The sequence below is a fragment of the Kitasatospora sp. NPDC048540 genome (genome assembly GCF_040651175.1).
GTDB lineage: Bacteria > Actinomycetota > Actinomycetes > Streptomycetales > Streptomycetaceae > Kitasatospora.
This window is the reverse complement of sequence record NZ_JBEZIR010000024.1, coordinates 63,359-86,381: the sequence shown is the minus strand read 5'-3', so window position 1 is coordinate 86,381 and position 23,023 is coordinate 63,359. Positions and strand designations below refer to the sequence as shown.

Sequence of the window (23,023 nt, the reverse complement as noted above, 5' to 3'; positions counted from 1 at the left end):
GCACGAGCTGCACCGGCCGATCCAGCTGGCCGAGCGGGCGGCGCAGGCCCGGATGGGCCGCCGTCGGGGCGGGCGGCCCGGTGGCCGCCCGCCCCCGCGCTCAGAGCTCCGGCAGCGGCGGCGGCGTCTTGGCCGGCGCCTCGGCCAGCGCCGCCAGGGCGATCCGCACCCCTTCGGCGAGCTGCGGGTCGACCCCGGCCGCCCACTGGTGCGGGGCGATCGGCACCTCGACGTCCGGGTCGACGCCGTGGTTCTCCACACCCCAGCCGTAACCCTCCAGCCAGAAGGCGTACTTGGGCTGGGTCACGCCGGTGCCGTCCACCAGCGCGTACTTGCTGTCGATGCCGATCACACCGCCCCAGGTGCGCATGCCGACCACCGGGCCGATGCCGAGCGCCTGGATGGCCGCGTTGACGATGTCGCCGTCCGAGCCGGAGAACTCGTCGGCCAGCGCCACCACCGGGCCGCGCGGCGCGTCCTCCGGGTACGAGGTCGGGTTGGCCACGTCCCGGGCCGGGGCCCAGCCGATGATCCGGCGGTTGAGCTTCTCGATGATCAGCTGCGAGGTGTGGCCGCCGCGGTTCTCCCGCAGGTCGACCACCACGCCCTGCTTGGCCATCTCCACCCGCAGGTCGCGGTGGAGCTGGGCCCAGCCGGGGCTGGCCATGTCCGGGACGTGCAGGTAGCCGAGCCGGCCGCCGGACAGCTCCCGGGTCTCGGCCCGCCGGCCGGCCACCCAGTCGTGGTAGCGCAGCGCCTCCTCGTCGGCCAGCGGCACCACCACCGGGTGGCGCTCGCCGGTGCCGTCCTTGCCGGTGACGGTCAGCTCCACCGGCTGGCCGGCGGTCCCGGCCAGCAGCGGCGCCGGCCCGGTCACCGGGTCGACCGGGCGGCCGTTGACCGCGAGGATCGCGTCACCCGGGCGGACGGCCGCGCCGGGCGCGGCCAGCGGCGAGCGGGCCCGCGGGTCCGAGGACTCGCCGGGCAGGATCCGGGCGATCCGCCAGACGTCGCCGTCGCGGACCAGGTCGGCACCGAGCAGCCCCTGCCGGCGGGCCTCCTCGGTACCCCGGCCGGGGGCCCGGACGTAGGCGTGCGAGGTGCCGAGTTCGCCGACCGTCTCCCAGAGCAGGTCGACCAGCTCGTCGTGGGTGCCGACCTTGTCGAGCAGCGGGCGGTAGCGCTCCAGCACCCCGGCCCAGTCCACGCCGTTCATGTCGGCCCGCCAGAAGTTGTCCCGCATCAGGCGGCCGTTCTCGTCGAACATCTGCCGCCACTCGGCGGCCGGGTCGACGGTGACCCGCACCCGGGCGAGGTCCACCTCCAGGTCGTCGTCCTCACCGGCCTTGGACTCCGCCGGCAGCACCCGCAGGCGGCCCTCGTCCAGCACCACGAGCCTGGTGCCGTCACCGCTGACGGCGTACCCGTCCACCTCGGAGACCAGCTCCTCGGCCTTGCGCCGGGTGAAGTCGAAGCGCTCCAGGGCCGGGCGCGGGTGGCCGTCCTCCAGCGAGGCGGCGATGTCGCCCAGCTCGCCCAGCAGCGGGACCCGCGTCCACAGCACGCCCTCCTTGGTGGCGTGCAGGCCGCCGAACTGGCCGCCCGCCACCGGGAACGGGATGATCCGGTCGCCGAGGCCGTCCAGGTCCACCCGGGTGACCGGGGGTGCCTGCTCGCCGTCCTCCTTGGCCGCCGCGGCGCCGTCCTTGGCGTCCTTGGCGTCCTTGCCGCCCTTCGCCTCCTCCGGCTCGCCACCGGCCGGCCGCCCGGCCCGCTGCGGTCCGAACGGTGACGGCGTGTCGGCCGCCAGCGTCAGCAGGTACGGCCGGGCGCCGGTCGGGAACGACAGGTCGAACACGTGGGAGTCGTACACCGGGTCGAAGTTGCGCACCGACAGGAAGGCCAGGTGCCGGCCGTCCGCGGTGAAGGCCGGCGAGTAGTCGGCGAACCGCTGCGGGGTGGCCTCGGAGACCGTACGGGTGGCCAGGTCGGCCAGCATGATCTGGCGCAGCCCCCACGGGCCCAGCACCGGCTGGGACCACGCCAGCCAGCCCGAGTCCGGACTGAACACCAGGCCGCTGACCTCGCCGTCCGCGCTGCGCAGCAGCTCGTGCACGGCGCCGCCGTCGAGCGGGACGAGCAGCAGCCGGCCGTCGTGCGAGGCCACCGCCAGCTGCCCGCCGTCCGGCGAGACCGCCAGGTCGAGCACCCGGCCGAGCTGCCCGGCGGCGAGCCGGCGCCGCTCGGCGCCCAGCACGTCCGGGGCGTACTCGACGGCGTCCTCGCCCCCGGCGTCGGTCACCCAGACCGCACCCTGCCCGCCGTCCGTGCCCGGCACCACCCGGGCCAGCCGGGCCCGCGCCCCCGGGGTCTGGTCCAGCACCCGGGCCGGCCCCTCACGGTGGGTCAGCCAGTGCACGCTGCCGCGGACCACCACGGCGCTGGCCCGGCCGGTGCGGTCCGGCGCGACGGTCTCCAACTGCCCGGCGGCCGGGGTCGGGTGGGGCTGGCGGCCGGTCCGCGGGCCGGCCGGACGGACGTCCAGGCGGCGCGGCCGGGCGCCGTCCAGACCGTCCAGCAGCCACAGGTCGCCGGCGCTGTGCCAGACCACCCGGGTGCCGTCGGTGCTCGCGTTGCGGGCGTAGAACGGGCCGTCGGTGTGCCGGCGCAGGTCCGAGCCGTCCGGCAGGCTGGAGTACAGCTGCCCGCTGCCCTCGTGGTCGGAGAGGAAGGCGACCCGCTCCCCCACCCACATCGGGGACTCGATGTTGCCGTCCAGCTCCTGGTGCAGCCGCTCGAACTCCTGCGCGCCGATCCAGAGTTTCCCCGCGGTGCCGCCGCGGTAGCGCTTCCACCAGCCCGGCTCGCGGCTGATCGCGGAGAGCAGCAGCGCCCGCTCGCCCCCGGGCTCGAACGCGAGCCCGCCGATCGGCCCGTACGGCAGCCGGGTGGGCTCGCCGCCGTCCAGCTCCAGCGCGAACGCCCAGGACCGGCGGATGGTGGCCTGCCCGGCGGTGGTGGTCGCGACCGGCCGGCCGTCGGCGGTCCAGCCGCGCAGCGCGGTGAACGGGCTGCCCCAGTGGGTGAGCCGGCGCGCCGGGCCGCCGTCGACCGGGGCTACGTGGATCTCCGGCGCGCCGTCGCGGGTGGAGGCGAAGGCGACCAGCCGGCCGTCGGGCGAGAACCGGGGCCGGCTGACCGGGACCTGATCGGCGGTCAGCCGCCAGGCCCGGCCGCCGTCGACCGGGGCCAGCCAGATGTCGTCGTCGGCGACGAAGGTGACGAGGTCGCCGTGCAGGTGCGGGTGGCGCAGGTAGGCGCCCGTGGAGGTGCTCTCTGGTTCGGTCACAGCAGTCACCCTAGGCAGGGCCCGGCGGGGCGGCCAAGGGTTTCTTCGAGGGCGAACCCCGCGCTCCGGCGGGCCGCGGACTCAGCCCCAGCGGCCGGTCCGGCCGAGCAGCAGCGCCCCGGCCGCCACCCCCGCGGTGGAGGTCCGCAGCACCGAGCCGCCGAGCCGGTGCGGGCGGGCACCGGCCTGCGCGAACGCCGCCAGCTCCTCCGGGGAGACCCCGCCCTCGGGACCGACCACCAGCACGATGTCCCCGGCCGCCGGGAGCGCGGCGGTGGCCAGCGGCTCGGCGCCCTCCTCGTGCAGGACGGCGGCGAGCGCGGCCCGTTCCAGCAGCGGCACCAGCTGACGGGTGGTCAGCTGATCGGTCACCTCGGGGAAGCGCAGCCGGCGGGACTGCTTGCCCGCCTCCCGGGCGGTGGCCCGCCACTTGGCGAGCGCCTTGGCGCCGCGCTCGCCCTTCCACTGGGTGATGCAGCGGGAGGCCGCCCACGGGATCACCACGTCGACGCCGACCTCGGTCATGGTCTCCACCGCCAGCTCGCCGCGGTCGCCCTTGGGCAGCGCCTGCACCACCACGATCCGCGGGCCCGGCTCCGGCTCCCGGCGCACCGCCGTCACCGTGACGTCCAGCGCGTCCTTGCCCAGCACGGCCGCCACGGCGCCGTCCAGCCCCAGGCCGAGGCCGTCCGTCAGGGTGAGCGCCTCCCCCGCCGTCAGCCGCTTCACCGCCGCCGCGTGGCGGCCCTCCGGCCCGTCCAGCCGTACCACCGATCCGGGCCCGGCCGCGGCCAGCCGGGCGGTCTCGACGACGAACACGGGCGCGGTCATGGGACGAACCTCCGGTGGGGCGGGACGGGGGGCCGGCCTGGGCCGGGCGGGAACGGGAAGGGCGGAAGACAGGGGCGCCGGAGCGCGCGACACCCCGCCGGCCCGTCCGGGCCTGCGGGGTGTCGCGAGGGTCGGCGCCCGGGCGCCTCGGCGGCTCAGCGGCCGTTGAAGGCGTCCTTCAGGCGGGAGAACAGCCCCTGCTGGCCCGGCGCGAAGTGGCCGGCCGGCCGCTCCTCGCCGCGCAGCACCGCGAGCCGGCGCAGCAGCTCCTCCTGCTCGGGGTCGAGCTTGGTGGGCGTCTGCACCTCGACATGCACTATCAGGTCGCCGCGGCCGCCGCCGCGCAGGTGCGTGATGCCCCGGCCGTGCAGCGGGATCGACTGGCCGGACTGGGTGCCGGGCCGGATGTCGACCTCCTCCAGCCCGTCCAGGGTCTGCAGCGGCACCTGGGTGCCGAGCGAGGCGGCCGTCATCGGGATGGTGACCGTGCAGTGCAGGTCGTCGCCGCGGCGCTGGAAGGTCGGGTGGCTGGTCTCGGCGATCTCGACGTAGAGGTCGCCGGCCGGGCCGCCGCCGGGGCCGACCTCGCCCTCGCCGGCCAGCTGGATGCGGGTGCCGTTGTCGACACCGGCGGGGATCTTGACGGTGAGGGTGCGGCGGGCGCGGACCCGGCCGTCGCCGGCGCACTCGGGGCAGGGGGTCGGCACCACGGTGCCGAAGCCCTGGCACTGCGGGCAGGGGCGGGAGGTCATGACCTGGCCCAGGAAGGACCGGGTGACCTGGGAGACCTCGCCCTTGCCTCGGCACATGTCACAGGTCTGCGCGGAGGTGCCGGGGGCCGCGCCCTCGCCCGCGCAGGTGGTGCAGGTGACGGCCGTGTCGACCTGGAGTTCCTTGGTGGTGCCGAACGCGGCCTCCTCCAGGGTGATCTCCAGCCGGATCATGGCGTCCTGGCCGCGCCGGGTGCGCGAGCGCGGTCCGCGCTGGCCGCCGGCGGCGCCGAAGAAGGCGTCCATGATGTCGGAGAAGCCGAATCCGGCCGCGCCGAAGCCGCCCGCGCCGCCACCGCCGCCGTTCGGCGACAGCGGGTCGCCGCCGAGGTCGTAGACCTGCCGCTTGGAGGGGTCGGAGAGCACCTCGTAGGCGGCGTTGATCTCCTTGAACCGCTCCTGCGTCTTGGGGTCCGGGTTGACGTCCGGGTGCAGTTCGCGCGCGAGGCGCCGGAACGCCTTCTTGATCTCGTCCTGACCCGCGTCACGTCGGACGCCGAGTACCGCGTAGTAGTCCGTGGCCACCAAATGCTCCGGTTTGTTCCGCCTCTAGAAGTGCTTGCGACTGCTGCGCGCCGGCCTGCGGCGCGTGTGTCCTACGACTCGGCCAGGATCTGGCCCACGTACCGTGCCACCGCTCGCACCGCCCCCATTGTGCCCGGGTAATCCATCCTGGTCGGACCGATCACCCCGAGCTTCGCCACGCTCTGGTCGCCCGAACCGTAACCGACCGAGACCACCGAGGTGGAATTGAGCCCCTCGTAGGCGTTCTCGTGGCCGATCCGGACCGTCATCGTGGCGTCCGCCGTCTCACCCAGCAGGCGGAGCAGGACCACCTGCTCCTCGAGGGCCTCCAGCACCGGCTGGATGGTCAGCGGGAAGTCGTGTCCGAAGCGGGTCAGGTTGGCGGTGCCCGCCAGCATGATCCGCTCCTCGTTCTGCTCGGCCAGCGTCTCGAACAGGGTGGCCAGCACCGCGGTGACGGTCGGCCGGTCGGCCGGCTCGAACGCGGCCGGGAGCTCCTCCAGTGCCGTCGGCACCTCGGGCAGCGGGCGGCCGCCGGCCTGCCCGTTCAGCCGGGCCCGCAGGTCCGCCAGCACGGTGTCGCCGACCGGGCCCGGGCAGTCGACCATCCGCTGCTCGACCCGGCCGGTGTTGGTGATCAGGACCAGCATCACCTTGGCCGGCGTCAGCTGGACCAGCTCGATGTGGCGGACCGTGGAACGGGTCAGCGACGGGTACTGGACCACCGCGACCTGCCGGGTGAGCTGCGCGAGCAGCCGCACCGTGCGGGCCACCACGTCGTCCAGGTCGACCGCGCCCTCGAGGAAGTGCCGGATCGCCCGGCGCTCGGGGCTGGTCATCGGCTTGACCTCGGCCAGCCGGTCGACGAAGAGCCGGTAGCCCTTGTCGGTGGGGATCCGGCCGGCGCTGGTGTGGGGCTGCTGGATGAAGCCCTCCTCCTCCAGCGCTGCCATGTCGTTGCGCACGGTCGCCGGGGAGACCCCGAGACTGTGCCGCTCGACCAGGGCCTTGGAGCCGACCGGCTCCTCGGTGCCCACGTAGTCCTGGACGATCGCCCGCAGCACGGCCAGCCTGCGGTCGTCCAGCGGGCGGGCGGCGGGGCGGGGCTCCACCGCGCGGGACGGCTCGAAGGAACGGGGCTCGTCGACCATGGGCACGCACCTCCGTCTTCGTCCGTTGAGCTGTTGAGTGTCCGATATCTGGCACTCCGGCAGGCAGAGTGCCAGGACCTTACCAGCCAGTGTAAGGCCCGGGTCCGACGGCAGGAACGGGCCGCCCAGGTGATCCTGCCCGCATCGCCGGACGGCACCCGTGGCGCATGGTGCCCGGGGCGGCCGCGAGTGGGAGCATCGGAGGCGAGCGCGACGAGCGAGGGAGCGGCGATGTCGACTTCGGGACAGCACTCCCGGTTCGCCCCCGACCGGGGGCTGACCGGCCGGATGGTCACCACGATGTTCCTGATCGGCCTGGTCTACGTGGGGTTCACCGGGCTGCTGATCGCACTGCTGCGCGGGGCCTGGCCGCTGATCGTCCTGATCTCCGGCGGCCTGTTCGTGGCGCAGTTCTGGTTCAGCGACAAGATCACCGAGCGGGCGATGGGCGCCCACGAGGTCACCCCCGAGCAGTACCCGCAGCTGCACGGCACCATCGACCGGCTCTGCGCGCTGGCCGACATGCCAAAGCCCCGGGTCGCGGTCGCCGTCAACGACATGCCGAACGCCTTCGCCACCGGCCGCAAGCCCGAGAAGGCCGTGGTCTGCGTCACCACCGGGCTGCTGCGCCGGCTGGAGCCCGAGGAGCTCGAGGGCGTGCTCGCCCACGAGCTCTCGCACGTCGCCCACCGGGACGTGGCGGTGATGACCATCGCCGGCTTCCTCGGGGTGCTGGCCGGCGCGATGACCAGGATCGCCCTGTACGGCGGGTTCCTGGGCGGCAACCGCAACAGCAACGACAGCACCGCGGCCATCGCGGCGATCATCATCCCGCTGGTCAGCATCGTGGTGTACGCGATCAGCTTCCTGCTCACCCGCCTGCTCTCGCGCTACCGGGAGCTGGCCGCCGACCGGGCCGCCGCCCAGCTGACCGGCCGGCCGAGCGCGCTGGCCTCCGCGCTGACCAAGGTGACCGGGCAGATCGCCGCCATCCCGACCAAGGACCTGCGCCAGGCGCAGCCGTACAACGCCTTCTACTTCGCCCCGGCGCTGAGCGCCCGGGAGGCCGCCACCCAGCTGCTGTCCACCCATCCGTCGCTGGAGCAGCGGCTGGCGCAGCTGGCGAAGATCTCGGCCGAACTCGGCCGGTGACGAGGAGCTGGACGTGGGATTCCTGGACGCACTGTTCGGCCGGACCAAGCCGGTCCGGCCGGACCTGGACCAGCTCTTCGGGGTGCCCTCGGCGGCGCTGACCCTGGAGGCGGCCGCCGGTTTCCGCCCGACCGGGCTGGGCTCGGTCTGTTTCGCGGCGGTGGAGGGCGGCGCCTTCGCCGAGGTCGAGCGGCAGGTCCGGGCGCTGCTGGACGCCGACACCCCGAACGGCGGGGTGCCGGTGGAGGCCTCGCAGGACGCCTACGGGTACTCCTGGCTGCTCGCCCGGCACACCGCCGAGGAGCTGCCGGACCTGGTCAACGACCTGCACGCGGTCAACAGCGAGCTGGAGGGCAACGGCTTCGGCCCGCAGCTGCTCTGCTCGCTGGTCGGCTTCCGCAACGCGGCGGGGCAGCCGCTGGCGCTGGTCTACCTGTACAAGCGCGGGTCCTTCTACCCGTTCGCACCGGTGCCGGGGGGCGGGGAGAAGCGCAACAGCCCGCTGGAGCTGCAGGTGAAGGCGATGCTCGGCAACGACCTGCGGCTGGAGCAGGACCTGAGCCGCTGGTTCCCGGTCTGGGGTGCGCCCGGGCTCTGAGGCGGCGGCCGCGGGGGCGGGTCGGGGCGGGTGACGGTGCGTCGGGTTCCGTATAGTCCCGGCATGCGCAGCAGGCAGTACGGCCCGGACCTGACCCCGCCGTGGAAGCGGCAGCAGCCCGCCCCCGAGGTGGCGGCCGAGCGTGACCTGGTGGTCGAAGAGGCCGTGACCGGGTTCTGCGGGGCCGTGGTGCGGTGCGAGAAGACCGCCGAGGGGGTGACCGTCACCCTGGAGGACCGCTTCGGCAGGCACCGGGTGTTCCCGCTGACCCCGCGCGGGTTCCTGCTGGAGGGCCGGGTGGTGACCCTGGTGCGGCCGGCCGCCGCGGCGCCCGCGCGCGGTCCGGCCGTGACGGCCTCCGGGTCGCTGGCGGTGCCCGGCGCGCGGGCCCGGGTGGCACGGGAGTCGCGGATCTACGTCGAGGGGCGGCACGACGCCGAGCTGGTGGAGCGGGTCTGGGGCGACGACCTGCGGATCGAGGGCGTGGTGGTGGAGTACCTGGAGGGGATCGACGACCTGCCGGCGATCGTCGACGCCTTCGGGCCCGGCCCGGGGCGCCGGCTCGGGGTGCTGGTCGACCACCTGCTGCCGGGCACCAAGGAGCACCGGATCGCCGCCAGGGTGACCGGCGACCGGGTACTGGTGGTCGGCCACCCGTACATCGACGTCTGGGAGGCCGTGAAGCCCTCCTCGGTGGGCATCGCGGCCTGGCCGCGGGTGCCGCGCGGGGAGTCCTGGAAGGAGGGCGTCTGCCGCCGCCTGGGCTGGCCGGCCGACACCCCGGCCGCCTGGAAGCGGATCCTGGGCTCGGTGCGCAGCTACCGCGATCTGGACCCGGCGCTGCTGGGCCGGGTCGAGGAGCTGATCGACTTCGTGACCCTCGCGGAGGACTGAGCCGCGGGCCCGGTTCAGTCCACCAGGTCGCGCACCACGCCGTCGGCCAGCAGCCGGCCGCGCAGGGTGAGGGCGGCCCGGCCGTCGGCGAACGCCGCCGGGTCGAGCAGGCCGTCGGCGAGCGCCCGTTCGGCGGCCCGCAGGCCGTCCGCGGTGAGCAGGGTGAGCGGGCAGCCGTCGACCAGGCGCAGCTCGAGCAGGATCCGCTCGACCCGGCGGTCCTCGCCCGCCAGCAGTTCCCGGCCGAGCGCCGGGGTGCGCCCCTCGGCGAGCGCCTGGGCGTACGCGGCGGGGTGCTTGGCGTTCCACCAGCGCACTCCGCCGACGTGGCTGTGCGCGCCGGGGCCGGCGCCCCACCAGTCGCCGCCGGTCCAGTACAGCTCGTTGTGCTTGCAGCGGCCGGCCTCGGTGGTGGCCCAGTTGGAGACCTCGTACCAGCCGAAGCCCGCCGCGGCGAGCGCCTCCTCGGCGATCAGGTAGCGGTCGGCGTGCACGTCGTCGTCGATCATCGGGAGTTCGCCGCGCTTGACCCGGGCGGCCAGCTTGGTGCCGTCCTCGACGATCAGCGAGTAGGCGGAGACGTGGTCGGGTCCGGCGCCGATGGCGGCGTCCAGGGAGGCCCGCCAGTCGTCGTCGGACTCGCCGGGGGTGCCGTAGATCAGGTCCAGGTTGACGTGGTCGAAGCCGGCCGCCCTGGCCTCCTGGACGCAGGCCTCGGGCCGCCCCGGGGTGTGGTGGCGGTCGAGCAGCTGCAGTACGTGCGGGCGGGCGCTCTGCATGCCGAAGGAGATTCGGTTGAAGCCTCCCTCGCGCAGTTCGGCGAGGTAGCCGGGGTCGACCGACTCGGGGTTGGCCTCGGTGGTCACCTCGGCGTCCGGGGCCAGCCCGAACTCGTCCCTGATCGCGCCCAGCATGGCCACCAGGTCGCGGGCGGGGAGCAGGGTGGGGGTGCCGCCGCCCAGGAAGACGGTGCGCACCGGCAGCTCGGTGTCGCCGAGCACCCGGCGGGCCAGGCGCACCTCGGCCACCAGGTTGTCGGCGTAGGTCTCCTGCGAGGCGACCGTGCCGGCCGAGCGCAGCTCGGTGGCGGTGTAGGTGTTGAAGTCGCAGTAGCCGCAGCGGGTGGCGCAGTACGGCACGTGCACGTAGAAACCGAACGGGCGCTCGCCCAGCCCGGCCAGGGCGTGGGCGGGCAGGGAACCGTCGGACGGCACGGGAACGCCGTCGGGGAGTGCGGAGGGCATTGACCCATTGTCCCGCACGGCCCGGGTGGACCGTGCGGGACAGGTGGTGCGGGCGGGACAGGTGGTGCGGGCGCGGGGTCAGGCCTCGACGGTGCCGGCGTACATCCCGGAGACGGCGTCGGCGTAGGTCTTCTCCACCACCGGGCGCTTGATCTTCAGGCTCGGGGTCAGCTCACCGTGCTCGACGTCCAGGTCACGCGGCAGCAGCGTGAACTTCTTGATCGTCTGCCAGCGCTGGAGCTCGCCGTTGAGCCGCTGCACGAAGCCCTCGATCAGGGTGTGCACCTGCGGGTCGGCCGCCACCTCGGCGTACGACTTGCCGGCCAGGCCGTGCTCGGCCGCCCACGGCATGATCACCGCCTCGTCCAGGCCGATCAGCGCGGTGCAGAAGTTGCGGCCGTTGCCGATCACCAGGACGTTGCTGACGAACGGGCAGATCGCCTTGAACTTGCCCTCGACCTCGCTGGGCGCCACGTACTTGCCGCCGGAGGTCTTGAACATGTCCTTCTTGCGGTCGGTGATCCGCAGGAAGCCGTCCGCGGCGAGCTCGCCGATGTCGCCGGTGTGGAACCAGCCGTCCGGCTCCAGCACCTCCGCGGTCTGCTCGGGCAGGTTGTGGTAGCCGCGCATCACGCCGGGGCCGCGCAGCAGGATCTCGCCGTCCTCGGCGATCCGCACCTCGGTGCCGGGCAGCGGGGTGCCGACCGTGCCGACCCGGACGTCCTCGGCGCGGTTGACGGTCGAGCCGGCCGAGGTCTCGGTCAGCCCGTAGCCCTCCAGCACCGGCACGCCGGCGCCGGCGAAGAAGTAGCCGATCTCGGGGGCGAGCGCCGCGCTGCCGGAGACCGAGCCGCGCAGCTGTCCGCCGAACGCCGCCCGGATCTTGGTGTACACCAGCTTGTCCGCGAGGGCGTGCTGCAGCCGCAGCCCGAGCGGCGCGCTGTCGCGGCCGGTGGCGATCCGGTTGGCCTGGGTGGTGCGGGCGTACTCGCGGGCCACCCCGGCGGCCCACAGGAAGATCTTGTACTTGGCGCCGCCCTCGGCCCTGGCCTTGCCCGCTATTCCGTTGTAGACCTTCTCGAAGATCCGGGGCGCGGAGGCCATCAGGGTCGGCCTGATCACCGGCAGGTTGTGGATGATCCGGTCCACCCGGCCGTCCACCGCCATCACGTGGCCGGTGGCGATCTGGCCCGAGATCAGGGTCTTGCCGAACACGTGGGACAGCGGCAGCCACATGAACTGGACGTCCTCGGCGCGCAGCAGCCCGCTCTCCTGCTGGGCCACGCCCTCGTACGCCCAGCAGTCGTGCACCAGGCGCACGCCCTTGGGGCGGCCGGTGGTGCCGGAGGTGTAGATCAGGGTGGCGAGCTGCTCCTTGTCGATCGCGTCGACGGCCTTGTCCACCGCGTCCGGGTGCTCGGCCAGGTACGCGGCGCCGCGCTCCTCGAGCTCGGCCAGCGTGATCACGTTCAGGCCGGCCGCCTCGACCGGGCCGGCCGGGGCGTCGAACAGGACGACGTGGTCGAGCTCGGGGAGGTTGTCCCGCTCGGCGACCACCTTGGCGAGCTGGGCCTCGTTCTCGGCGAACACCGCGCGGCAGCCGGCGTTGGCGAGGATGAAGGCCGACTCGTCGGCGTTGGTGCTGGGGTAGACCGTGGTGGTCGCGGCGCCGGCGCACATGTTGCCGAGGTCCGCGATGATCCACTCGATCCTGGTGGCGGACGCGATGGCGACCCGGTCCTCCGCGCCGATGCCCAGCGCGAGCAGACCGGCCGCGACCGACCTGACCCGTACCGCGGCCTGCGCCCAGGTGAGCGAGCGCCACTGCTCGGCGCCGGGGGCGCCGTCGGCCGCGTGCTCGTCCACCGGTGCGGGGTACCGGTACGCCTCATGGTCGGGAGTGGCCTCTACCCTGCTGAGGAAGAGGTGTGCCACGGAGGGCGGACGCCGCTCGATCATGGACTGCACACTGCTCAACGGGGACCTCCGGGGGGCGGGTGGCCAAGGTGATGGAGACGGCGGATGTGGGGGCAGCCGTATCGGCCGACTTATTAACCAGCGAGTAACAAGACGGCAATCAGCAGCCTAGGGGGTACGGAGCCGTTCCGTAAGGGGGTCACGGAGGGTGGCACCCCCGCGGACCGGCAGTGCAAAGGACTGTACAAGCCCGCAGGTTCGGCAGCGAAGAGGCCGGACCCGAGCGGTACGGATTGAGAAAACGGGGATGCGCGGCATCCCGGCGACGACGAGAGTGTCACGGTGCTCATCAGACTTCTCCGGGCCCACCTGAGGCCCTACTCCCGACCCATCCTCCTACTCGTGCTCCTCCAACTGATCTCCACCATCGGCATGCTGTACCTGCCCACGCTCAACGCCGACATCATCGACAACGGCGTGATCAAGGGCGACACCGGCTACATCCTGCAGGTCGGCGGCGTCATGATCGGCGTCTCGCTGGCCCAGGCGGTCTGCTCGATCGCCGCGGTGTACTACGCGGCGCGGACCGCGATGGCGGTCGGCCGGGACATCCGGGCCTCGGTCTTCGACCGGGTGCAGAGCTTCTCCGCCCGCGAGCTCGGCCGGTTCGGCGCGCCGTCGCTGATCACCCGCACCACCAACGACGTCCAGCAGGTCCAGATGGTGACCCTGCTGGCGTTCACCCTGATGGTGGCCGCGCCGATCATGTGCGTCGGCGGCATCGTGATGGCGCTCAACCAGGACGTGCCGCTGTCCGGCCTGCTGCTGGCCGTGGTGCCGGCGCTCGGCGCGGTCGTGCTGCTGCTGATCCGGCGGCTGCGGCCGCAGTTCCGCGGCATGCAGGGACGGATCGACACCGTCAACCGGATCCTGCGCGAGCAGATCACCGGCATCCGGGTGATCCGGGCCTTCGTCAAGGACGGGCACGAGAAGCAGCGCTTCGACACCGCCAGCGAGGACCTGGCCGGGTACTCGCTGCGGGTGGGCCGGCTGCTGGCGCTGATGTTCCCCACCGTGATGGGCGTGGTCAACGTCTCCAGCATCGCCGTGCTCTGGTTCGGCGCGCACCGGATCGCCAGCGGCGGCATGCAGATCGGCGCGCTCACCGCGTTCCTGTCCTACCTGATGCAGATCCTGATGAGCGTCATGATGGCCACCTTCATGTTCATGATGGTGCCGCGCGCCGAGGTCTGCGCCGAGCGGATCGAGGAGGTGCTGGACACCGACTCCAGCGTCGTCCCGCCCGCCTCCCCGGTCACCGAACTGCGCGCCCGCGGCCTGCTGGAGCTGCGCGGGGTCGACTTCCGCTACCCGGGTGCCGAGGCCCCCGTGCTGCGCGGCATCGACCTCACCGCCCGGCCCGGCCGGACCACCGCCGTGATCGGCTCGACCGGCAGCGGCAAGTCCACCCTGATCGGTCTCGTCCCCCGGCTGTTCGACGCCACCGGCGGCGAGGTCCTGGTCAACGGCGTCGACGTGCGCGAGATCGCGCCCGACCGGCTGGCCGACGTGATCGGCCTGGTCCCGCAGAAGCCCTACCTGTTCTCCGGCACCATCGCCTCCAACCTGCGCTACGGCCGCCCCGACGCCACCGACGACGAACTCTGGCAGGCCCTGGAGACCGCCCAGGCCAGGGACTTCGTCGAACTCCTCCCCGAAGGCCTGGACGCCCCGGTCTCCCAGGGCGGCTCCAACGTCTCCGGCGGCCAGCGCCAGCGGCTCGCCATCGCCCGGGCCCTGGTCAGCAAGCCGGAGATCTACCTCTTCGACGACTCCTTCTCGGCGCTCGACTACGCCACCGACGCCCGGCTGCGCGCCGCGCTCGCCGAGGAGACCGCGGACGCCGCCGTGGTGATCGTCGCCCAGCGGGTCTCCACCATCCGCGACGCCGACCTGATCGTCGTCCTGGACGAGGGCGCGGTGGTGGGCAGCGGCACCCACCAGGAGCTCATGGCGGACAACCCGACGTACCGGGAGATCGTGCTCTCCCAGCTCACCGAGCAGGAGGCGGCGTGACCACCGCGAAGCAGGCCCCGGGCGGGGCCCCGGGCGCCGAGGCCCCGAAGCCGGGCGGCTCCCAGGAGGCCGCCGCGCGGCGCGGGCCGGCCGGACCGGGCCGGTTCATGGGCGCCCAGGGCGCGGAGAAGTCGCTGGACTTCAAGAACTCCGGCAAGCGGCTGCTCGGCCGGCTGCGGCCCGAACGCAACCTGATCACCGGGGTACTGGCGCTCGGCACCCTGAGCATCGGCGCCGCCGTGGTCGGGCCGAAGATCCTCGGCCACGCCACCGACCTGATCGTCGCCGGGGTGGTCGGCGGGCAGTACGCGCCCGGCACCACGAAGGCGCAGGCCGTGGAGCTGGCCCAGCAGAGGGGCGGCGACAAGCTGGCCCACCTGGTCGGCTCGGTGGACTTCACCCCCGGCCAGGGCATGGACTTCGGCGCGATCGGTACCGTGCTGCTCTGGGTGCTCGGCATCTACCTGGCCGCGACCGTCTTCGGCATCTTCCAGGGCCGGCTGGCCGCGCTGGCGATCAACCGGGCGGTGTACCGGCTGCGCAAGGACGTCGAGGAGAAGATCTCCCGGCTGCCGCTCAGCTACTTCGACCGGCAGCCGCGCGGCGAGGTGCTCAGCCGGGTCACCAACGACATCGACAACATCGGCCAGTCCATGCAGCAGACCATGGGCCAGGTGGTGAACTCGCTGCTGACCATCGTCGGCGTGCTGGCGATGATGTTCTGGATCTCCTGGCTGCTGGCGCTGATCGCGCTGGTCTCGGTGCCGCTGTCGGTGGTGGTCGCCACCCGGGTCGGCAAGCGGGCCCAGCCGCAGTTCGTCGCCCAGTGGCGCACCACCGGCAAGCTGAACGCGCACATCGAGGAGATGTACACCGGCCACGCGGTGGTCAAGGTCTTCGGCCGCCAGCAGGAGGCCGCGGAGATCTTCCGCACCGAGAACGAGGCGCTCTACGAGTCCGCCTTCAAGGCCCAGTTCATCTCCGGGATCATCCAGCCCGCGATGATGCTGATCGGCAACCTCAACTACGTGCTGGTGGCGGTGGTCGGCGGGCTGCGGGTGGCCAGCGGCGCGCTGTCCATCGGCGACGTGCAGGCCTTCATCCAGTACTCCCGGCAGTTCAGCCAGCCGCTCACCCAGGTCGCCTCGATGGCCAACCTGGTGCAGTCCGGGGTTGCCTCCGCCGAGCGGGTCTTCGAGCTGCTCGACGCACCCGAGCAGACCCCCGAGCCCGCCGTGCCGCAGCGCCCGGCGGCGCTGCACGGCCGGGTCTCCTTCGAGGACGTGTCGTTCCGCTACGACACCGACAAGCCGCTGATCGAGAGCCTGTCGCTGAAGGTCGAGCCCGGCCACACGGTGGCCATCGTCGGCCCGACCGGCGCCGGCAAGACCACCCTGGTCAACCTGCTGATGCGGTTCTACGAGGTGAGCGGCGGCCGGATCACCCTGGACGGCGTGGACATCGGCGCGATGGCCCGCGAGGAGCTGCGCTCCGGCATCGGCATGGTGCTCCAGGACACCTGGCTGTTCGGCGGCTCGATCGCCGACAACATCGCGTACGGCGCCGAGGGCGCCACCCGCGAGCAGGTGATCGAGGCGGCCAGGGCGGCCCACGTGGACCGCTTCGTGCGGACCCTGCCGGACGGCTACGACACGGTCATCGACGACGAGGGCACCGGTGTCAGCGCGGGCGAGAAGCAGCTGATCACCATCGCCCGGGCGTTCCTCGCCCAGCCCAGCATCCTGGTCCTGGACGAGGCCACCAGCTCGGTCGACACCCGTACCGAGGTGCTCATCCAGCGGGCGATGGCCCGGCTGCGCACCGGCCGGACCAGCTTCGTGATCGCCCACCGGCTCTCCACCATCCGGGACGCCGACGTGATCCTGGTGATGGAGAACGGGTCGATCGTCGAGCAGGGCTCGCACGAGGAGCTGATCGACGCCCAGGGCGCGTACCACCGGCTCTACCAGGCGCAGTTCGCTCAGGCGGTGGCCGAGGTCGACTGAGACCGCGGTGCGACCGGGGGGAGGCCGGCGGTGTCGGCCTCCCCCCGGCTCGTCCGGGCCCGGGGCTGGCCGAGCACGGTCGAGCCCAGCGCGATGCCCATCCCGAGCAGTTGGACCACCGTCAGGGCCTGACCGAGCGCGGCCCACCCGAGCACCGCGGCCGAGACCGGGCTGAGCAGCCCGAGCAGGGCGACCGAGGCTGCGGGCAGCCGGCCCACGCCGGCGAACCAGATCCAGTACGCGAGCGCGGTGTTGGCGATGGCCAGGTAGGCGTACCCGGCGAGGTTGGCCGCGGTGAGCGCCGGCGGGGCGCCCTCCACCAGCAGCGCGACCGGGAGCAGCAGCAGCCCGCCGGCGGCCAGTTGCCAGCCCGTCATGGCCAGCGGGCCGACGCCCTCCGGCCGCCCCCAGCGCTTGGTCAGCACGGTGCCGGTGGCCATGCAGGCGGCGCCGGCCAGGCCGGCCAGGATGCCGAGGGCGTCCAGCCGGGCGGTGGCCCTGAGCACCACCAGGGCCACCCCGACCACCCCCGCCAGGCCCGCCAGCAGGGACCGGCGGCCGACCCGCTCGCCGAGCAGCGGGACGGCGAGGCCGGCGGCCAGCAGCGGCTGCACGGCGCCGAGCACCGCGGCCACGCCGCCGGGCAGCCGGTAGGCCGCGATGAACAGCAGCGCGAAGAAGATCCCGATGTTGAGCGCCCCGAGCACGGCGGCCCGCCACCACCAGTGGCCGAGGGGCAGGACCCGGGTGGCCGCCAGCAGCACCAGCCCGGCGGGCAGCGCCCGCAGGGTGGCGGCCAGCAGCGGGCGGTCGGGCGGCAGGAACTCGGCGGTGACGGCGTAGGTGGAGCCCCAGGCGAGCGGGGCCAGCGCGGTGAGCAGCAGGGTGCGCGAGGAAGAAAGCATGAAAGTAACTTAGCACTAAGCCAATCAGTTGCAAGCCGCTTTGTGCTAAGCAGCTTGCCGCAAAGGCTCTGTGCCAGACTGGCCGCATGGACCGCACCACCACCGACCCCGCACAGCCGGACCCGGCCGACCCGGCCGACCCGGTCGACGCCATCGCCGCCCAGTGGCGCCGCGAACGCCCCGACCTCACCCCGCAGACCGAGGCGATGGCCGCGTTCGGCCGGATCTACCGGATCGCCAGGGCCATGGGCGAGCGCGCGGAACAGGCCTACGCCCCGTACGGGATCGGCCGCGGCGAGTTCGACGTGCTCGCGACCCTGCGGCGGGCCGGCGATCCGTACACCCTCTCGCCGCGCGAGCTGACCGCCACCCTGATGCTCACCACCGGCGGCATGACCGGCCGCCTCGACAAGCTGGAACGGGCCGGCCTGCTCACCCGCTCCCCCGACCCGAACGACCGGCGCGGCCTCAAGGTCACCCTCACCCCGGCCGGACTGGACACCGTCGACGGCGCCGCGGCCGCCGGGATGACCGTCCAGCAGCACGTCATGGCCTCCCTCGGCGAACGGGACGCCGAGCAGCTGAACCGGCTGCTGCGCACCCTGATGGCGGCGGCCGAGGGCTGACCGGCCGGCCCCACCGCGCTACCGTGGGCGGGTGAGTGACGAGGGATCGGCCACGGCCGCCGCAGCCACCGGAGCGGACGCGCCCACCACGGCGGACACCGCCGAGGGCGCCGTCCAGGACGCGTTCGAGGACCCGTCCGAGGACGCGTTCGAGGCCAACCGCCGGTACCTCGGCGCCGTCGCCTACCGGCTGCTCGGCTCGCTGACCGACGCCGAGGACGTCCTCCAGGAGGCCTGGCTGCGCTGGCGGGCCGCCGACCGGAGCCGGGTCGCCGACCCGCGCGCCTACCTCAGCACGGTGGTCACCCGGCTCTGCTACGACCAGCTCGGCTCCGCCCGCGCCCGCCGGGAGGCCTACTACGGCGAGTGGCTGCCGGAACCGCTGGTCGACGACGAGGACTCACCCGCCCGCCGGGCCGAGCTCGGCGAGTCGGTGTCGCTGGCGATGCTGGCCGTGATGGAGCAGCTCACCCCCGCCGAACGCACCGCCTTCGTACTGCACGACGTCTTCGCGGTGGACTTCACCGAGATCGCCGCCTCCCTCGACCGGACCCCCGACGCCACCCGGCAGCTCGCCTCCCGGGCCCGCCGCCGGGTCCGCGACGGCAGCCGGCGCGGCCGGATCGACCCGGCCGAACACCGGCAGGCCGTGCACGCCTTCGCCGCCGCGACCACCGGCGGCGACCTCCAGGGCCTGCTCGCCGTGCTCGACCCCGACGTGGTCTGGCACTCCGACGGCGGCGGCATCGTCAGCGCCGGCGCCCGGCCGGTGTACGGCGCCGACAAGGTCGCCCGCCTGGTGCTCGGCCTGCTCCGCCGGGTCTTCGTCCCCGGCTCGACCTCCTCCTTCGGCTTCGCCCAGGTCAACGGCGAACCGGGGATGGTGTTCTTCGAGGCGCCCGGCCGGGTCGGCGGCGTCATCGCGTTCACCGTCCGCGACGGCCGGATCACCGACGCGTACGTCGTGGTCAACCCGGAGAAGCTCACCCACCTGGCCTGACCGGCGGCGCCCGGTGTGACGCGGGTCACTGTCACACCCGGACCGGCTGCGTCGTCCCCTTCCCGAACGCGCGGACCACCGCGCACCGAAGGAGGAGGACACCATGACCGGGCAGCAGCACATCGTGGTGATCGGCGCCGGCTACGCCGGGCTCAGCGCGGCCACCCGGGCGGGCCGCCGCCACCGGGTCACCCTGGTCGCCCCCGAGACCCGCTTCCGGCACCGGGTGCGCCAGCACGAGCAGGCCGCCGGGCGCCCCGAGCACCGGCCCGACATCGCACGGGTGATCCGCGGCCGGCAGGTGACCCACGTCCCCGCCCGGGTCACCGAACTGGACCTCACCGCCCGCAAGGTCTTCCTGGACAACGGCGAGGCCCTGTCCTACGACACCCTGGTGTACGCGCTCGGCAGCCGCACCGACCGGCAGGGCGTCCCCGGCGTCGCCGAGCACGCGCTCACCGCCGAACGGGCCGCCGAGATCCGCCGCCGGATCGCCGAGGCACCCACGCCCGGCACCGTCGCCGTGGTCGGCGGCGGCGCCACCGGCATCGAACTCGCCGCCGAACTGGCCGAGGCGCACCCCGCCTGGCAGGTCAGGATCGTCGCCGCCGGCCAGGTCGGCGGCTGGTTCTCCGCCAAGGGCCGGGCGCACGTCCTGCGGGTCCTCGGCCGGCTCGGCGTCCAGGTGCACGAGCACTCCCCCGTCACCGCCGTCACCGCGCACGGACTGCGCACCGACACCGGGACCCTCGACGCCGACCTGGTCGCCTGGGCCGCCTCGATGGAACCGCACCCGCTGGCGGCCACCGCCGGACTCGCGGTCACCCCGGACGGCCGGGCCAGGGTCGACGAGTACCTGCGCTCGGTCTCGCACCCCGAGGTGTACGTGATCGGCGACGCCGCCGAGGTCACCGTCCCCGGCACCGGCACCCTCCGCATGGGCTGCGCCACCGCCCAGCCGATGGGCCTCTACCTGGGCAAGCGGCTGGCCGGCCGGACCTCGGCGCCGTTCGCCTTCCGGTACGGCCTGCAGTGCCTCAGCCTCGGACGGCGCGAGGCCCTGGTCCAGCTGATCCACCGGGACGACTCGATGCGGCCCACCGCCGTCCGCGGCACCCTCGCCCGGCTGACCAAGGCGGCCATCGTCAACGGCGTGGTACTGGCGCTGCGCTGACCGGCGGACGCCCCTGCGGCGCACGGGGATCTTCCCCGACCGCGCACCGCACTGACACAATCCAGCCCGTGACGATCAACGAAGATGTCAATGAAGAGGTCGGCGAAGAGGTCTACGAGTCCCGCTTCGGCTGGAGCGCCCGCACCGTCGGCGTGCTCCTGACGTGCCTGCTGTTCGTGACCGTCCTGCTGCTGGCCGACGTCTTCGGCACCGGCCCGCTCGGCGCCGTCCTGCGGATCTGCGGGCTGCTCCTGTTCGGCGGCGGCGCCCTGGTGATGGCCTACATCTGCGGCAGCCGCAAGGTCGCCCTGCGGGTGGACGCCGACGGGATCCTGCTCGGCGGAACCCCGCTGCGCTATGCGGCCACCACCACGCTGGTGCCCTGGTCCGAGGTCCGCGGCCTGCGGCTGTGGCTCCAGCCGCTGCCGTACGGGAGCAGCATGCCGTACGTCGGGGTGCACCGGGTGCCCGGCGCGGCCCGGCTGCCCGGGACACCGACCGGCCCGCTGGGCCGGTCGGCGGTCGAGGACCTGACCGGCGTCGACGCCGAACTGGTCTCCGCCAGCCGGGCCGTGAACGGCTGGCCGCTGGACACCGACACCCTGCTGGCCACCGTCGGCCGGTACGCCCCCGGCGCGGTGATCACCGTCGCACCGGGCTTCCCCAGCCGGCGCTGAGCGGTCCCGGGCGCCGGCCCCGGCCGGTGGACGGCGCAGGCCGCCGCCCGTCGGTCACGGGTGGCGGCCTGCGTCGGGGCCGGTCGGGGCCCTGGTGCTACTTCTTCTCCTTCGGGGCGTCCGCGTCGGTGGACAGCGCGGCGATGAAGGCCTCCTGCGGGACCTCCACGCGGCCGACCATCTTCATCCGCTTCTTGCCCTCCTTCTGCTTCTCCAGCAGCTTGCGCTTACGCGAGATGTCACCGCCGTAGCACTTGGCGAGGACGTCCTTGCGGATCGCGCGGACCGTCTCACGGGCGATCACCCGGGAGCCGATGGCCGCCTGGATCGGCACCTCGAACTGCTGGCGCGGGATCAGCTTCTGGAGCTTTCCGGCCATCATCACGCCGTAGTTGTAGGCCTTGTCCTTGTGCACGATCGCGGAGAACGCGTCCACCGCGTCGCCGTGCAGCAGGATGTCGACCTTCACCAGGCTGGCGCTCTGCTCGCCGATCGGCTCGTAGTCGAAGGAGCCGTAGCCGCGGGTCTTGGACTTCAGCTGGTCGAAGAAGTCGAAGACGATCTCCGCGAGCGGCAGCGTGTAGCGCAGCTCCACCCGGTCCTCGGAGAGGTAGTCCATGCCCTGCAGGTTGCCGCGGCGGGCCTGGCAGAGCTCCATGATGGCGCCGACGAACTCGTTCGGGGCCAGGATGGTGCCGCGCACGACCGGCTCGTACACCTCGGCGATCTTGCCGGTCGGGAACTCGCTGGGGTTGGTGACGGTGTGCTCGGAGCCGTCCTCCATCACCACCCGGTAGATCACGTTCGGGGCGGTGGAGATCAGGTCGAGGTTGAACTCGCGCTCCAGCCGCTCCCGGATGATCTCCAGGTGCAGCAGGCCGAGGAAGCCGCAGCGGTAGCCGAAGCCGAGCGCGACCGAGGTCTCCGGCTCGTAGACCAGCGCGGCGTCGTTCAGGCGCAGCTTGTCGAGGGCGTCGCGCAGCAGCGGGTAGTCGCTGCCGTCCAGCGGGTACAGGCCGGAGAACACCATCGGGCGCGGGTCCTTGTAGCCGCCCAGCGCCTCGGTCGCACCCTTGTGCATCGAGGTGATGGTGTCACCGACCTTGGACTGCCGGACGTCCTTCACACCGGTGATGATGTAGCCGACCTCGCCGACCCCGAGGCCGTCGGCGACCTTGGGCTCCGGCGAGATGACGCCGATCTCCAGCAGCTCGTGGGTGGCGCCGGTGGACATCATCGCGATCCGCTCACGCTTGGTGAGCTGGCCGTCGACCACACGCACGTAGGTGACCACGCCGCGGTAGGAGTCGTAGACCGAGTCGAAGATCATCGCGCGGGCCGGGGCGTCCTTGACGCCGACCGGGGCCGGGATCCGGTCGACCACGTGGTCGAGCAGGTCCTCGACGCCGAGACCGGTCTTGGCGCTGACCTTGAGCACGTCCTCGGGGTCGCAGCCGATGATGTGCGCCAGCTCGGCGGCGTACTTCTCGGGCTGGGCGGCCGGCAGGTCGATCTTGTTGAGGACCGGGATGATCGTGAGGTCGTTCTCCAGCGCCAGGTACAGGTTGGCGAGGGTCTGCGCCTCGATGCCCTGGGCCGCGTCGACCACCAGGATGGTGCCCTCGCAGGCCGCGAGGGAGCGGGACACCTCGTACGTGAAGTCCACGTGGCCGGGGGTGTCGATCATGTTCAGGATGTGCGTGGTGCCGGCGTTCTCGCCGGCCCGGGGGGCCCACGGAAGGCGGACCGCCTGCGACTTGATGGTGATACCGCGCTCACGCTCGATGTCCATCCGGTCGAGGTACTGGGCGCGCATCTGCCGGGGGTCGACCACACCGGTGATCTGCAGCATCCGGTCGGCGAGCGTGGACTTGCCGTGGTCGATGTGGGCGATGATGCAGAAGTTGCGGATCACCGCCGGGTCGGTCCGGCTGGGCTCTGGCACGTTGCTGGGGGTCGCGGGCACCTTGGTCCGATTCTCCGTTGGTCCGGGGGCCGGGGTCTGCGGGCCGTCTCGGACCGTCTTCCCGGCGACCGGACGGTCTCGTCCGATCGATATGGTTCCGCCCATCTTCCCACGAGCCCGGGGGGCGGCGCCGGTCAGCTCGTCCCGGCCCCTCCGGCGAGG

The 23,023-nt window shown here is 73.3% G+C and carries 17 protein-coding genes; 9 read left to right on the top strand and 8 right to left on the bottom strand.

Features of this window, described 5'->3' with window-relative positions:
* Positions 1 to 100 precede the first annotated feature (100 nt).
* The 4 genes from AB0D08_RS12785 to hrcA form a co-directional block, all read right to left on the bottom strand.
* Complete coding sequence (locus AB0D08_RS12785; RefSeq protein ID WP_359888308.1) at positions 101 to 3,349, bottom strand: PDZ domain-containing protein; 3,249 nt, start codon at positions 3,347 to 3,349, stop codon at positions 101 to 103.
* Positions 3,350 to 3,430: 81 nt separating this feature from the next.
* Positions 3,431 to 4,180: a 16S rRNA (uracil(1498)-N(3))-methyltransferase gene (locus AB0D08_RS12780; RefSeq protein WP_033820816.1), complete on the bottom strand. Its 750-nt coding sequence runs from the start codon at positions 4,178 to 4,180 to the stop codon at positions 3,431 to 3,433.
* A gap of 155 nt (positions 4,181 to 4,335) precedes the next feature.
* Entirely contained in the window at positions 4,336 to 5,475 is a 1,140-nt protein-coding gene (gene dnaJ / locus AB0D08_RS12775) for a molecular chaperone DnaJ (protein WP_033820817.1), read from the bottom strand.
* Positions 5,476 to 5,546: 71 nt separating this feature from the next.
* Positions 5,547 to 6,626: a heat-inducible transcriptional repressor HrcA gene (gene hrcA / locus AB0D08_RS12770; RefSeq protein WP_082526573.1), complete on the bottom strand. Its 1,080-nt coding sequence runs from the start codon at positions 6,624 to 6,626 to the stop codon at positions 5,547 to 5,549.
* Positions 6,627 to 6,857: 231 nt separating this feature from the next.
* Between hrcA and htpX the strand changes: the two genes are divergently transcribed.
* The 3 genes from htpX to AB0D08_RS12755 all read left to right on the top strand — a co-directional run bounded on the left by htpX (position 6,858) and on the right by AB0D08_RS12755 (position 9,270).
* The gene (htpX, locus tag AB0D08_RS12765) at positions 6,858 to 7,778 is read left to right on the top strand and encodes a zinc metalloprotease HtpX (protein WP_033820818.1); all 921 of its coding nucleotides are present in this window, start codon (positions 6,858 to 6,860) and stop codon (positions 7,776 to 7,778) included.
* 13 nt (positions 7,779 to 7,791) lie between these two features.
* The gene (locus tag AB0D08_RS12760) at positions 7,792 to 8,376 is read left to right on the top strand and encodes a hypothetical protein (protein WP_033820819.1); all 585 of its coding nucleotides are present in this window, start codon (positions 7,792 to 7,794) and stop codon (positions 8,374 to 8,376) included.
* Positions 8,377 to 8,439: 63 nt separating this feature from the next.
* Positions 8,440 to 9,270 carry a DUF3097 domain-containing protein gene (locus tag AB0D08_RS12755; protein ID WP_359888304.1) on the top strand — a complete coding sequence of 277 codons (831 nt, stop codon included), beginning with the start codon at positions 8,440 to 8,442 and terminating at the stop codon, positions 9,268 to 9,270.
* A 14-nt stretch (positions 9,271 to 9,284) separates the two neighbouring features.
* Here AB0D08_RS12755 and hemW read toward each other — a convergent pair whose 3' ends face one another.
* On the bottom strand, positions 9,285 to 10,514 hold the full coding sequence (gene hemW, locus AB0D08_RS12750; protein ID WP_033820954.1) for a radical SAM family heme chaperone HemW: 1,230 nt from the start codon (positions 10,512 to 10,514) through the stop codon (positions 9,285 to 9,287).
* A 78-nt stretch (positions 10,515 to 10,592) separates the two neighbouring features.
* Complete coding sequence (locus AB0D08_RS12745; protein WP_033820955.1) at positions 10,593 to 12,491, bottom strand: AMP-dependent synthetase/ligase; 1,899 nt, start codon at positions 12,489 to 12,491, stop codon at positions 10,593 to 10,595.
* A 282-nt stretch (positions 12,492 to 12,773) separates the two neighbouring features.
* On the opposite strand from AB0D08_RS12745, the gene AB0D08_RS12740 reads away from it, so the two are divergent.
* The gene (locus AB0D08_RS12740) at positions 12,774 to 14,507 is read left to right on the top strand and encodes an ABC transporter ATP-binding protein (RefSeq protein ID WP_033820956.1); all 1,734 of its coding nucleotides are present in this window, start codon (positions 12,774 to 12,776) and stop codon (positions 14,505 to 14,507) included.
* Between the two features lie 107 nt (positions 14,508 to 14,614).
* On the top strand, positions 14,615 to 16,513 hold the full coding sequence (locus AB0D08_RS12735; RefSeq protein WP_359888312.1) for an ABC transporter ATP-binding protein: 1,899 nt from the start codon (positions 14,615 to 14,617) through the stop codon (positions 16,511 to 16,513).
* Here the strand turns inward: AB0D08_RS12735 and AB0D08_RS12730 are convergent.
* Positions 16,489 to 17,418, bottom strand: coding sequence for an EamA family transporter (locus AB0D08_RS12730; RefSeq protein WP_359888300.1), 930 nt, complete (start codon positions 17,416 to 17,418; stop codon positions 16,489 to 16,491). The two genes, AB0D08_RS12735 and AB0D08_RS12730, sit on opposite strands and share 25 nt — an antisense overlap.
* Before the next feature lie 86 nt (positions 17,419 to 17,504).
* Here AB0D08_RS12730 and AB0D08_RS12725 point away from each other — a divergent pair, with 86 nt between their 5' ends.
* From AB0D08_RS12725 to AB0D08_RS12710, 4 genes are all read left to right on the top strand, one after another.
* Positions 17,505 to 18,044: a MarR family transcriptional regulator gene (locus AB0D08_RS12725; RefSeq protein ID WP_359888299.1), complete on the top strand. Its 540-nt coding sequence runs from the start codon at positions 17,505 to 17,507 to the stop codon at positions 18,042 to 18,044.
* 31 nt (positions 18,045 to 18,075) lie between these two features.
* Positions 18,076 to 19,044: an RNA polymerase sigma factor SigJ gene (sigJ, locus tag AB0D08_RS12720; RefSeq protein WP_359888296.1), complete on the top strand. Its 969-nt coding sequence runs from the start codon at positions 18,076 to 18,078 to the stop codon at positions 19,042 to 19,044.
* A 103-nt stretch (positions 19,045 to 19,147) separates the two neighbouring features.
* Positions 19,148 to 20,218 carry an FAD-dependent oxidoreductase gene (locus AB0D08_RS12715; RefSeq protein ID WP_359888293.1) on the top strand — a complete coding sequence of 357 codons (1,071 nt, stop codon included), beginning with the start codon at positions 19,148 to 19,150 and terminating at the stop codon, positions 20,216 to 20,218.
* 68 nt (positions 20,219 to 20,286) lie between these two features.
* Positions 20,287 to 20,895: a hypothetical protein gene (locus AB0D08_RS12710; RefSeq protein ID WP_359888290.1), complete on the top strand. Its 609-nt coding sequence runs from the start codon at positions 20,287 to 20,289 to the stop codon at positions 20,893 to 20,895.
* A 97-nt stretch (positions 20,896 to 20,992) separates the two neighbouring features.
* Here AB0D08_RS12710 and lepA read toward each other — a convergent pair whose 3' ends face one another.
* On the bottom strand, positions 20,993 to 22,861 hold the full coding sequence (gene lepA, locus AB0D08_RS12705; protein ID WP_033820961.1) for a translation elongation factor 4: 1,869 nt from the start codon (positions 22,859 to 22,861) through the stop codon (positions 20,993 to 20,995).
* Positions 22,862 to 23,023: the final 162 nt, after the last annotated feature.